This window comes from Haladaptatus sp. T7 (assembly GCF_026008575.1).
Taxonomy (GTDB): Archaea; Halobacteriota; Halobacteria; order Halobacteriales; family Haladaptataceae; genus Haladaptatus; species Haladaptatus paucihalophilus.
Window position 1 is genome coordinate 155,468 of record NZ_BROP01000007.1, and the last position, 11,686, is coordinate 167,153.

Genomic DNA, 11,686 nt, shown 5'->3' on the forward strand with positions numbered 1-11,686 from the left:
TAGTGTAAGTCAGTGTCCTCCGCTATGATTCAGTGCTCTCCGAGAAGATTCAGTATCTCGTATTTTCGGCGTCGGTCGGGTCGTTCGCGCCGGTTGTGCGCGAATCGTCCCGAGCATCCGTCGTAGAGCGAACGAACGCGCTCGTTCTCGTCTCGCCGCCGAACGCTATCCCAAATCCGGGTCGGTATCGACGAACCGGTCTATCTTCTCCGGTGCGCGCCAGTCGGTCGTCAGTTCGAGCAGTTGGACCAGAATCCGGCCCGTCGCGCCCCAGACGGTGTAGCCATCGACGTGGAAGTAGTGGATGACCACCTCGCCGTAGCGCGGATGCTCGCGGTGTTCGTTCTCGTAGTTGTCGAAGTCCGTCAATTCCGAGACGGGGAGCACGGCGATTTCGGCCACCTCGCGCTCGTCGGGGTCGTACTGCCGGTCGGGAATCCGAACGACGAACGGACTTATCGAATAGTGGGTTATCGTTCGGATGTCGTCCAGTCGGCCGACGCCGTCGACCTCCTCCGGTCGAAGACCGATTTCCTCGTTGGACTCCCGGACCGCCGTCTCCCAGAGATCCGCGTCTCCCGGTTCGTGCCCGCCGCCGACGAAACTCATCTGTCCGGGATGTTCGCCGAGGTGATCCGCCCGCTTCGTGAAGAGAAGGGCTGGGCCGTCGTCGCGGGCGATAATCGGAACGAGGACGGCGGCCTCGCGCTTCTCGTCCGTGACCAACCGTGGTTCGTGGTCGGCCACCCGACCGAGGTTCATGTGTTTTCGTTGCTCCCTCCGGCCTTAATTTGCCCGGTCGGGACGCGACTCGTCCAACCGCTCGCGCACGTCGTCCGCTTCGACCGGCGCCCACGCTTCGAGGTCGTAGCTCACGTCCACGAGATACCGTGCGCGTTCCTCGTCGGCCGTTTCGGCCTCGGTCGCCAATCGCTTCCGTACCCGTTCCCCGAGTCGCTCGCGGTCGGTCGTCCGCTCGGGGACGTCCATGATGTGCGGCAAGTCCTCCGCGTTCTCGGGCAGTGCGGGGAACGCAACCGGTCCGGGAACGAGGACGGTCTCCCCGTCGGCGTCGGCTTCGACGAGGTAGAAGTCGCGCACGCCGTCCTCGATGACCGCCTCGAACGCCGACACGTCCACTTCCTTGCCCTGCTTGAACGCCAGTTCGGCGAGCGCATCGGCCAGTTCGGCGCGCGTCAGCGCCCCGAACATATCGACCACGCCCGCGAGTTCATCTTTCGTCTCGCTCATTACCGGGAAGCGTCGGGCGGTCGATATTAGTGTTGGCGTTCCGGGCACCGAAGCATAAGAAAATAGATATATTGTCGGCTATCAGACGAGATAGAGGAAGTTGTGGACGCCGAGAAAGCCGTACCACGCGCCAGCGGCGAGATACGTCGTCGTCCTGAAGGCGGCGGGGTACCCCTCGGGGGTCCACGACTCCGGGAACAGTCGCTCGATGAGGAGGCCGCTCTCCGCGAGAACGACGACGCCGACGACGGCGAACACGAGCGTGAGGAACGACCCGCCGACCGTCCCGAACCGCTCCATGAGCGTTCGCGTGAGCCACACCGATTCGAACACGTCGGCTCGAAGGTGGAGGACGGTAATCGTGCTCACCGCGTCGAGCGTCTTCCCCCCGATGAGAATCGCCAACAACCAGACGCGGTTCGGGGCGGCCGTCGGCCACTCTCCGCGCGTCTCTAACCACCCCACGGAACTGTTCGACATAGACGTGCCGACGGCCGAACGGGTCTTTGTTATGTCACGGTTAAGTTCGAATCAGGAGTGCTCTGTCCGTGAAATTCGGAATTAACGGCTCGTTAGCGGGGGAGAACGGGGGAACGAAACGGCTTTCAGACATTCTCTCGACGCGTCTCTCATGCACGAGTTCGTCCTCCCGCCAGCCCTCGAACCGGGCGATTCCGTCGCCGTCATCGCGCCCGGAACCAGCCACGCGGCGCTGTTCCCGCACGTCTACGAACTGGGACTGGACCGCCTCGAATCGGAGTTCGGACTGACCCCCGTCGAGTTCCCCACCGCGACGAAATCCCCGGAGTGGCTGTACGACCACCCTGCAGCGCGGGCGGAGGACGTAATGGACGCCTTTGCCGACCCCGACATCGCGGGCGTCATCGCGGTCATCGGCGGCGCGGACCAAGTTCGCATCCTGCCGCACCTCGACACCGACGTGCTCCGCGAGAATCCGACGCGGTTCTACGGTACGAGCGACAACACGAACCTTCAGACGGTCCTCTGGAACGAGGGCGTCGTCTCGTTCTACGGCGGCACGCTCTTCACCGAGTTCGCCATGGAAGGGTCGATGCACGACTACACCGTCGAGTACCTGAAGCGGGCCATGTTCGAGGAATCGTTCGGCGAACTCCGTCCGGCAGAGCGATTCACCGACGAGAACTTGGATTGGGCCGACCCGAACAACCTCGAAAAGCACCGCGAGATGGAGCCGAATCCGGGGTGGCAGTGGCGCGGCGGGACCGAACGCGTCACGGGTCGAACGTGGGGCGGCTGTCTGTCCGTCGTGGACCAACAGTTGTCCGTGGACCGCTACCTGCCCGCCCCGTCGGAATTGGACGGCGCGGTTTTGCTCCTCGAAACCTCCGAGGAACTGCCGAGCGAACACGACGTTCGCTGGATGCTCATGGGGATGGGCGAGCGCGGACTCCTCTCACGGTTTTCCGCGGTTCTGGTCGGACGGGCGAAGGCGCGGTCACACGAGGTGGCGCGACCGCCGGACGAACGGGCGGCGTACCGCGAACGCCAACGCGACGCCATCGCCGACCTCGTTGCCGAGTACAACCCGGACGCCCCGGTCGTCTTCGACCTCGATTTCGGCCACACGGCCCCCGTCGCACCGATTCCGGTCGGCGGCGAGGTGACGGTGGACCCCGAGAACGAGCGAATATGGTTCGGATACTGATAACAAGGTTCTAATAGCGTTTGGGTTCTGGATTAATACATGACCGTCGTCAGTGTCTCCATGCCGGACGAGTTGCTCTCCAGAATCGACCAGTTCGCCGACGAACACGGCTACACCGGCCGGAGCGAAGTCGTCCGCGAGGCCAGCAGAAACCTCCTCGGCGAGTTCGAGGACCGCCGCCTCGAAGACCGCGAACTGATGGCCATCGTCACCGTGCTCTTCGATTACGAGACGACCAACGTCGAGGAGCGGATGATGCACCTCCGTCACGAACACGAGGGGCTCGTCGCCTCGAACTTCCACAACCACATCGGCAATCACCACTGCATGGAACTGTTCGTCCTCGAAGGGACGTTGGAGGAAATCTCCGCCTTCGTCGGCCGCATTCGAGCCACGAAGGACACGCTCACCGTCGATTACTCCGTGACGCCCGTGGACGGGTTCACCCCGCTCGCGGACACCGAGTAAGATATTCTATTCGACCAGTCGAACCGTATCCCCGACCGAGACGTCCGATGCGCTTCCGGCGGGCAGTTCGAACAGCGTGTCCGCGGTCGCCTTTCCCAGTCCGGTCCACGCGGACAGCCGTTTTACCTGCTGGACTTCCCCCTTCGCAGTCCACACGGCGTCGAGCGCGAACGGGACGAACACCATGTGGACGTCGCGGGCGTCCACATCGTCGAACCGGAACGCGAGGGCGTAATCGTCGGGGATCGACCGGCGAAACATCAGCCCCTTCGCTTGCGAGAGAAACGAATCCGCCGTCTCGACATCGTTCGCTAGCGTCTCCGACCGTCCGTCCGATTCGTGTACGACGCGCACGTCGGGGACTTCTCAGGAAGAAGACAAAACGTTTGTGCGAGCGCGCCGCTACGAGTTCAGCATGGAGAAGACACCGACGGGCACGGCCGTCGGCGTGGACGACCCGTACGAGCACGTCGGACTCTGCGACCACCTCACCGACGAAGGGAACTGCCGCTACGCCTTCGACCATCCCCAACACGACCCGGCGTTCGCCCGCGAGCGCCGCGAGGACGACTTCGCCTGCCCGGTCGCCGACCCCGACGGCGACTGGTCGTGGCGCGACTGCCCGCACTTCCGCTGTCGAAATCACGACCGCCAGTGCGTCCGCTGCGGCCTCGAAGAGCGGCGGATGGCCCACTCGGACGAGCGACCCCTCCTCGAAGAACACCACCTCTCCTACGCCGGGGGCGGCGAGACGCTCTCGCACGAAATCACGGTGTACCTCTGTCGCTGGTGTCACGCGAAGGTCCACAACTCGTGGGCGCGAATCGACGACGACGTGAACCCCGACCCGGAGGCGATGGCGGAAGCGGAAGGACGGCGGAGCACGGAACAAGCCGAAACCGCCTTCGAAACCGCGGCGGAGCGATACGACCGCGAGAAGTGAACGTTCGCCTATCCGCTCGTGTCCGTCGATTTCGACGTTCCCGAACTCCCCGCGTCCGTTCCTTCATCCTTCTTTTTCGCCTTCTTCGCCTTTTTCCGCTCGGCCCGTTCGACCGCCCGCTTCAAAAGCGAGGGTGTCAACAACACCGAGATGACGAAGACGACCAGATAGGCCACGAAGATTTGGTTGCCGACGATACCCTGCGCGACGCCGAGCGAGACGATGGCGATTCCCGATTCGGAGCGGGGAAGGAGGGCGAATCCCAGAATGAGCGAGTGTTCCCGACGCCCTCCCGCGATGATGTTTCCGGCGTAGCCAGCCACGAAGTTCGAGAGGAGGCCGAAGACGGCGAAGACGACGATGAAGGTGTTGACCGTCAGCGCGCCGAGGTTCATTCTGGCTCCGATGGCGACGAAGTAGAGCGGAATGAACACGCCGTAGGCGATGCCGTACACGTTCGACTGGAGTTTCTTGCCCTCCAGTCGCTTGTTCGTCGAGATGACCAACCCGATGGTCAGCGCCCCGATGAAGTACGAGAGGTCCACCGCGTCCGAGGCGTAGCCGAAGACGAACAACAGCCCCAGAATCCCGATGAAGTCGGCCATGCCGACCTCGGACTTCGACAGCAGGTCGGACACCGGGTCGAGGAGGAATCGGTAGAAAATCGCCGCGGCGACGAAGAAGAGCGCGGCCAATCCGAGGGCGGAGGCGGTCCCCATCAGGCCGCCGCTGACGAAGAACAGGGGAAGGATGGAGATGCCGAGCAGGCCCACCACGTCGTCCACCACGGACGCGCCGAGAATCCAGCGCCCGTACTGCGTATCGAGTTTGTCGAGCGAGAGGAGGGTCCTGACGACGATGGAAACGGACGTGACGGAGAGAATGAGACCGAGGTAGAGGCTCGATTCCAACCCCTGTCCGAAGTAGCTCCCGATGATGTATCCGACGACGAACGGGAGGATGACGCCCGAGAGCCCGATTATCAACACCGGGCGAAACGCGGCGAGCAGATCGCTCAAATCTATCTGCTGGTAGCCGACGTCGAAGAAGAGCAACAGGCCGCCGATGGTGGCGATGAGGATGAACGGACTGTTCTCGGCCGTACTGGCGATGAGCACGGCGACGGATGGACCGAGGACGACGCCCGCGAGGATTTCGCCGAGAAACCCCGGTTCGCCGAGTCGTTCGATGGCTTCGCTCAGGACGAGCGAGAGCAACAGGCTCACTCCGATGACGAGGAAGATTTCGAGCGACGCCATTATCCTCGACGCCTCCCGATACCGCTCGCTTCCGTGCTTCTTCCCCCGTTCCTCAGGCGATTCATGTCACGGGAACGGTCGGTAGCGACTCGCATAAGTATGCGGCGCGTATGCGGAGAAACGGGTCGTTGCCCCTTCCGGCGGTTCGTTTTCCCGTCGAAAACGGCGGTTACGACGCGTTAGGTAGCTCGTTTCTCTCCCACGTCCCTCTCCAACGTGTTCTGCCGTAGCGTACATGCACGTGGGAACTGTCACGAGTAGGTATGGAGAGTCTCAACCCCGCGACGGGCGACGTGATAGACACGTTCGACGAGGACGACGAGAGCGCGGTCGACGAGAAGCTTCAGCGCGCCACCGACACCTACGACGAGTGGCACCGCCAGCCGATAGAAGAGCGCCAGCGGCTCATCTCGAACGCGGCGGACGTGCTCCGGGAGAACAAGCGGGAGTACGCCGAGACGATGACGGCGGAGATGGGGAAACCCATCGAGAGCGCGGTGTCTGAGGTCGAGAAGTGCGCGTGGGTCTGTGACTACTACGCCGAGCACGCCGCCGAGTTCCTGCAGGACGAACACATCGGCACGGAACCGGACGTGGAGTCGTACGTCTCCTACGAACCGCTCGGACCGGTGCTCGCGGTGATGCCGTGGAACTTCCCGTTCTGGCAGGTGTTCCGATTCGCCGCGCCCAACCTCACCGCCGGAAACGTTGGCCTGCTCAAACACGCCTCGAACGTGCCGGGGTGCGCGATGGCGATTCAAGAGGTGTTCGAGGAGGCGGGCTACCCCGACGGCGCGTTCACGACCCTGCTCGTCGGGTCGGGGGAGATGGAGGACGTCATCGCGGACGACCGACTCGCCGCGGTGACGCTCACGGGCAGCGAACCGGCGGGCCGCGCGGTCGCCGAGACGGCGGGGAGCCATCTCAAGAAGACCGTCCTCGAACTCGGCGGCAGCGACCCGTTCGTCGTCCTCCCCGACGCCGACATCGAGGACGCGGCGAAAACGGGTGCACGGGCCCGCTGCATCAACAGCGGCCAGTCCTGTATCGCGGCCAAGCGCTTCGTCGTCCACGACGACGTGTACGACGAGTTCATGGACGAATTCGCCGCGGAGATGGAGTCGTTGACCGTCGGCGACCCGATGGACGAGGACACCGACATCGGTCCGCAGGCCCGCGAGGACCTGATGAACGACCTCCACGAGCAGGTCGAGGAGAGCGTGGACGCGGGTGCGACCGTCGAACTCGGCGGCGAACCGCTCGACAGGGACGGCCCGTACTACCCGCCGACGGTACTCACCGAAATCCCCGAGGACAGCCCCGCCGCACGCGAGGAACTGTTCGGCCCCGTCGCGTCCGTCTTCCGCGTCTCGGACGTCGAGGAGGCGATTCGGCGCGCCAACGACACCACCTACGGACTCGGTGCGAGCGTCTGGACGCAAGACAAGCGACGGGCGAAGGAAGTCGCCCGGGAAATCGAGGCCGGGATGGTGTTCGTCAACGAACTCGTCAAATCCGACCCCCGCCTCCCCTTCGGCGGCGTGAAGGATTCCGGCTACGGCCGCGAACTCTCCGAGCACGGGATTCACGAGTTCGTCAACGAGAAGACGACGTGGGTGTCGGACGTGTCGCACTCCGAGGGTGGCGTGGAGTAGAGAACCGGACGATTCTCGCTATCGGTAGGGGTGATTGGTTTTGCTCGTCAACAAATATATGCACGAACGAATGTATAGTATACAAACAACCACGTGATTAGAAACCTCCGTGAATTCGTGACGGCTCATCCGTGGGCGTACGCGCTGCCTGCCGGACTCATTTCATCCGCGTACGTCCTGATCAACTCCCCGGGGTCCAGCGCACTGGACTTCGGCGTCATCTTCTGGCCCGGACTGGTCGGTGGAGTGGTAACGCTTAGCGGAAAGAAGGAGGCGCGGCGTATCGGGTTCCAAACCGGATTGGTTGGCTCAGTTCCGATCTTGTGGAATGCGATTCCCACGGTCGGTGCGATTTTACGGTTCGACCAGCCGATGTCCTTCGGGGCCTTGGAGGTACTCGTCGTGTTCGTACTGGTAGCGTTCGTTGCCCTGATGGTCGGTCTCTCCGGGGCAATCGCCGCGATGACCGGGGAGTGGCTCTCGCGAAAGCTCGGTTCGGGGGAACCGACACCAGTTACCGGGTAGAGACGGCCGGGTTCACCGCCCTGACTCCGCCGGGTCAACGACCTCACCTCGTTCTACATCAACTCCAATCTGCTCGCACAAATCGAACATCGGACAGGCCTCCGGCCCGTCCAGACAGGCGGGTTTTCTCGCCGAGCAGTACTCCCGTCCGAACTGGATGCTCGCCGTGTGCCCGAATCCACATTTCTCGGCCGGAACCTCGCGCTCCAACACTTCCCGCACGTCCTCGTGGTCGGCATCCGCGGGCGCGATGCCCATCCTGCGATAGATTCGGTGGACGTGCGTGTCCACGGGGAAGACGCCCGATTGCCCGCCGGAGAAGAGGAGCACGCAGTCGGCGGTCTTCGGCCCGACGCCGTTCATGTCCAGCAGTTCGGACCGAACCTCGTTCGGTTCCTCCTCGCGGACGAATTCGTCGAACGCCGCCGCGCTCCCGAAGTCGGCGAGGACGCGCTCGGCCGACTCGATTATCACGTCCGCCTTTTGATTGTAGAGTCCGGCGGAGCGAATCGTGTCGGCGAGTTCGCCGTGGTCGGCTTTGGCGAGGCTTTCGGCGAGGTCTCCGCCGCCGTAGCGCGCCACGAGGTCGTCGTGTGCGGGTTGGCTCGCCACGTCGCTCGTGTTCTGACTGAGGATGGTTCGGACGAGGCAGGTGAAGGCGTCCTGTCCGCCGTAGGTCTTCTGCCAGTACAGTTCGCCGAGTCGGTCCACGACCTCCTCGGCTCGCGTCTCGGCGTCGGCGGGCGTGAACTCGGCCGCCATTCCGCCGCCGTCCGCCCCGCCGCTGATGTTCTCGGCGGGTTCCGGGTCGTCGCTCATGGAGTGGTCTCGGTGCGCAATCGAAGAAAAACCATCGGGCCGTCGGGCGAGCGGCTACTCGACTTCGACGGTGACGACGGCCTCCGCGCCGTCCGCCAGCGCGTTCACGAGGTCGCGGTCGAACCCTTCGGCGGCGAACTCACAACCGACGACGAACGTCCGTTCGTCCACGTAGTCGCTGGTGCGCCCGACCATGCTTCGGTCGCTGTCGAATTCGAGGTCGGGATGGCCGCGGCCGGTGACGGTTTCGGCGTGGTCGCCCGCTTCGACGGTCACGGTGATGGTGGCGTCCTCGTCCCGGCAGGCGTCCGCGAAGTCGGGGTCGAAGTCGGCGGGCGCGCGGTCGGCCTCGATGGCGAGGATGCAGTCGCCCGCGGGCGTGAGGAAATCGTCGGTCGTGATTTCGAACGTGCTGGCGTGGCGGCCGGACACGTTCTCGTGGCCGCGCGCGTGAATCGTCTCCTTCATGGCGTCGGCTTTCCGCGGGGGACACTTCAGCGTCGCCATTTCGATGGCGTCGTGATTCTCGGATGGCGGTCGCCCGCATCGCCCGACGACCACCGTCACCGAACGACGGTCACCGTCACCGCGCCGCATTCGCACTCGTACGCGTGGCGGATTCCGGCGCTCGTCTCCATCGTCAGCATGCGCTGGGATTCGTCGAGTTCGCGGTCACACTCGGCGGCTTCACACGTACAGCGGAGCGTCTCGATCATATCCGATTTCGTTCCGCCATCTATGTTAAATCGACCCGTGTCCGGAGTGAAAGTGAAAATAGCCGGAACAGGATTTCTCCGGTGCGTTTTACTCCGATACCAACTCCTGCCTCCTCTATTCCCCCGCATCGTCGCTTGCATACGCCACCGACCATTTATAAACTCGCACGGACGCGTGTGTCAACCGTTTCCACGGCGTACGGGGCGTGTGCTAGGCGTTTCCACATAATTCGAGGGCACAACATTTAAATAGCTATGTCGAATACTTCGTAATACCTGAACGCTTCCGGCGTCACGGTAGCACCGCGCGTCAACCAATGATATGGGAATATTGTCATCGGCTGGTTGGTACTCATAGAAGAGTAGCGATGCTCTTATCCGCCGGAGCGGGAGGAACCGAGGTTTAACTAAGAATGGTAAGCGTAACAGAAGAGGATCTTCAGAACAAGTCGAAAGGTGAACTCATTAAACTCGCAGGACAGCTCCGAGACCGACGGAACGAGCTGAATCAGCAAGCGAGCAAGCGCGCGTCCAAACGCGACGAACTAAACGCGAAGACGCGTGAGAAGGTGGACGAGGCGCAAGAACACCGAGAGCAGCGTGACAAACTGAACGAACAGGTTCAGGAACACAAAAAGAAGCGCAACGAACTCAACGCCGAGGCGAACGAGTTGTTCGACCGCGTTGAACAGCGAAAATCCGACCTCGAACTGGACGAGGGAAAGGATTTGGAGCAGCTCAAGAAGGAAATCGAAGAGCTTGAGTTCAAACAGCAGACGGAAGTTCTCTCCACCGAGGACGAGCGCGAACTCATCGAGAAGATCGAGGCCAAGCGCGACGAGTACCAGAGCCGCAAGGAAAAGCTCGACCAGAGCGACGACCTCGAGGAGCTCGTCGAAGAGGCCGAAGAAGTTCGCGCCGAAGCGAGCACGCACCACGAGAAGGTGACGGAACTCGCGGATCAGGCCCAGCAGCACCACAACAAGATGATCGAGGCCTACCGCGAGGCCGACGACATCCGTGACGACGCCGACGAAATGCACGAGAACTTCGTGGAAGCGCAGGAAGCCGCCGACCAGCACCACGAGGATTTCGTCCGCGTCCAAAAACGCCTCCGCGAACTCGACAAGAAAGAGGAGAAAGAGCGCAAGTCCGAGAAGGCCAAGGAGCGAGAAGAGGCCAAGGCCGAGGCCGAGGAGATCTACCAGCAGTTCAAGGAAGGAGAGACCCTCGACACCGAGGACCTCATGAAGCTCCAGAAGACCGGTCTGCTATAATCTGCGAACCTTTGCGAGCGAACTTTTAACGCCGTCGCCCACCTGATACCGGGTATGGCAAGCGGACGCTCGGCCGACAGTGGTGGCCGCGGGCGACGGCTCGCAATCGTTTTCATCGGAACAGTGCTAACGGTGGCGGTCGCGTGGTGGCTGTTTCTCGTCTATCCGACATCGCTCGTGGAACTGCTGGGGATTCTCCTCGTGTTGCTGGCGGGCGTGATTGGCGCACGGGCCGCCGCCCGCGTCGCCGCCCAGCGGTTCCCATCGTACGACGTGGCGGAGGTCGCCGTCGAAGGCCCGATACGGCGTGACGGCGGCGGGTCGATTCCCTCTCCGGCCGGGACTCCGACGGACGACATCGTGGCGCAAATCGACCGCGCCAACGACGACGAGAACGCGAACGGGCTGTTGTTGCGGTTGAACACGCCCGGCGGCGAGGTCGTCCCGAGCGAGGACATCCGTCTCGCGGCGGAGCGGTTCGACGGGCCGACCGTGGCCTACGCGACCGACGTGTGCGCGAGCGGTGGCTACTGGATAGCGAGCGGCTGTGACGAACTGTTCGCCCGCGAGGCCAGTCTCGTCGGCAGCATCGGGGTTATCGGCTCGCGGGTGAACGCCGCCGAACTGGCGGAGCGGGTCGGCCTCTCCTACGAACGGTTGGCGGCGGGTAAGTACAAGGATGCGGGCATCCCACTGAAGGAGTTGGACGGCGACGAGCGCGACTACCTGCAGGGCATCATCGACGGCATGTACGACGATTTCGTCGAGCGCGTGACGGCGGGGCGCGACCTCGACCCCGAGACGGTCCGCGAGACGGAGGCGCGGGTGTACCTCGGCGACGACGCGGAGCGCATCGGTCTCGTGGACGAACTCGGCACGCGCGAGGACGTGGAGGCGCGTCTCGCCGAGCGGTTGGGCGTCCCGGAGGTGTCGGTACGGGAGTTCGAACCCAGCCAACCGTTGCGACGGCGGCTGAACCTCGGCGCGCGCGGAATCGCCTATTCGTTCGGTGCGGGCATCGCGAGCGTGGTCGGCGACGAGAAGGGGGACGTGGAAGGGTTCGAGTTCCGGGTTCGATAGCCGATA

The 11,686-nt window shown here is 63.3% G+C and carries 15 protein-coding genes; 7 read left to right on the forward strand and 8 right to left on the reverse strand.

Annotation, left to right across the window (positions count from 1 at the left end; translation table 11 throughout):
- Nucleotides 1-165: 165 nt before the first annotated feature.
- The 3 genes from OPC11_RS18000 to OPC11_RS18010 all read right to left on the reverse strand — a co-directional run bounded on the left by OPC11_RS18000 (nucleotide 166) and on the right by OPC11_RS18010 (nucleotide 1,731).
- Nucleotides 166-762 carry a CoA pyrophosphatase gene (locus tag OPC11_RS18000; protein ID WP_264782842.1) on the reverse strand — a complete coding sequence of 199 codons (597 nt, stop codon included), beginning with the start codon at nucleotides 760-762 and terminating at the stop codon, nucleotides 166-168.
- A gap of 24 nt (nucleotides 763-786) precedes the next feature.
- Nucleotides 787-1,251: a hypothetical protein gene (locus tag OPC11_RS18005; protein WP_007981824.1), complete on the reverse strand. Its 465-nt coding sequence runs from the start codon at nucleotides 1,249-1,251 to the stop codon at nucleotides 787-789.
- A gap of 81 nt (nucleotides 1,252-1,332) precedes the next feature.
- Nucleotides 1,333-1,731 (reverse strand): hypothetical protein, encoded by a 399-nt coding sequence (locus OPC11_RS18010; protein ID WP_264782843.1) that lies wholly within the window; start codon nucleotides 1,729-1,731, stop codon nucleotides 1,333-1,335.
- A gap of 151 nt (nucleotides 1,732-1,882) precedes the next feature.
- Between OPC11_RS18010 and OPC11_RS18015 the strand changes: the two genes are divergently transcribed.
- Entirely contained in the window at nucleotides 1,883-2,938 is a 1,056-nt protein-coding gene (locus OPC11_RS18015) for a S66 peptidase family protein (protein ID WP_264782844.1), read from the forward strand.
- Nucleotides 2,939-2,977: 39 nt separating this feature from the next.
- Entirely contained in the window at nucleotides 2,978-3,406 is a 429-nt protein-coding gene (locus tag OPC11_RS18020; protein ID WP_264782845.1) for a CopG family ribbon-helix-helix protein, read from the forward strand.
- 6 nt (nucleotides 3,407-3,412) lie between these two features.
- Here OPC11_RS18020 and OPC11_RS18025 read toward each other — a convergent pair whose 3' ends face one another.
- Complete coding sequence (locus OPC11_RS18025) at nucleotides 3,413-3,760, reverse strand: DUF192 domain-containing protein (RefSeq protein WP_264782846.1); 348 nt, start codon at nucleotides 3,758-3,760, stop codon at nucleotides 3,413-3,415.
- Nucleotides 3,761-3,821: 61 nt separating this feature from the next.
- On the opposite strand from OPC11_RS18025, the gene OPC11_RS18030 reads away from it, so the two are divergent.
- Nucleotides 3,822-4,349: a hypothetical protein gene (locus OPC11_RS18030; protein ID WP_264782847.1), complete on the forward strand. Its 528-nt coding sequence runs from the start codon at nucleotides 3,822-3,824 to the stop codon at nucleotides 4,347-4,349.
- 8 nt (nucleotides 4,350-4,357) lie between these two features.
- Here the strand turns inward: OPC11_RS18030 and OPC11_RS18035 are convergent, their stop codons facing one another.
- Nucleotides 4,358-5,608, reverse strand: coding sequence for a cation:proton antiporter (locus OPC11_RS18035; protein WP_264782848.1), 1,251 nt, complete (start codon nucleotides 5,606-5,608; stop codon nucleotides 4,358-4,360).
- A 263-nt stretch (nucleotides 5,609-5,871) separates the two neighbouring features.
- On the opposite strand from OPC11_RS18035, the gene OPC11_RS18040 reads away from it, so the two are divergent.
- Nucleotides 5,872-7,263: an NAD-dependent succinate-semialdehyde dehydrogenase gene (locus tag OPC11_RS18040; RefSeq protein WP_264782849.1), complete on the forward strand. Its 1,392-nt coding sequence runs from the start codon at nucleotides 5,872-5,874 to the stop codon at nucleotides 7,261-7,263.
- A 117-nt stretch (nucleotides 7,264-7,380) separates the two neighbouring features.
- On the forward strand, nucleotides 7,381-7,788 hold the full coding sequence (locus OPC11_RS18045; RefSeq protein WP_264782850.1) for a DUF5518 domain-containing protein: 408 nt from the start codon (nucleotides 7,381-7,383) through the stop codon (nucleotides 7,786-7,788).
- Nucleotides 7,789-7,800: 12 nt separating this feature from the next.
- Here OPC11_RS18045 and nth read toward each other — a convergent pair whose 3' ends face one another.
- From nth to OPC11_RS18060, 3 genes are all read right to left on the reverse strand, one after another.
- A complete protein-coding gene (nth, locus tag OPC11_RS18050) occupies nucleotides 7,801-8,607 on the reverse strand; it encodes an endonuclease III (protein ID WP_264782851.1) in 807 nt (268 codons plus the stop codon).
- Nucleotides 8,608-8,661: 54 nt separating this feature from the next.
- Nucleotides 8,662-9,075, reverse strand: coding sequence for a DUF371 domain-containing protein (locus OPC11_RS18055; RefSeq protein ID WP_264782937.1), 414 nt, complete (start codon nucleotides 9,073-9,075; stop codon nucleotides 8,662-8,664).
- 95 nt (nucleotides 9,076-9,170) lie between these two features.
- Nucleotides 9,171-9,323 carry a hypothetical protein gene (locus OPC11_RS18060; protein ID WP_007981793.1) on the reverse strand — a complete coding sequence of 51 codons (153 nt, stop codon included), beginning with the start codon at nucleotides 9,321-9,323 and terminating at the stop codon, nucleotides 9,171-9,173.
- A gap of 413 nt (nucleotides 9,324-9,736) precedes the next feature.
- Between OPC11_RS18060 and OPC11_RS18065 the strand changes: the two genes are divergently transcribed.
- Together OPC11_RS18065 and sppA are read left to right on the forward strand one after the other, a co-directional pair.
- Nucleotides 9,737-10,600 carry a coiled-coil protein gene (locus OPC11_RS18065; RefSeq protein WP_007981791.1) on the forward strand — a complete coding sequence of 288 codons (864 nt, stop codon included), beginning with the start codon at nucleotides 9,737-9,739 and terminating at the stop codon, nucleotides 10,598-10,600.
- A 54-nt stretch (nucleotides 10,601-10,654) separates the two neighbouring features.
- A complete protein-coding gene (sppA, locus tag OPC11_RS18070; RefSeq protein ID WP_264782852.1) occupies nucleotides 10,655-11,680 on the forward strand; it encodes a signal peptide peptidase SppA in 1,026 nt (341 codons plus the stop codon).
- Nucleotides 11,681-11,686: the final 6 nt, after the last annotated feature.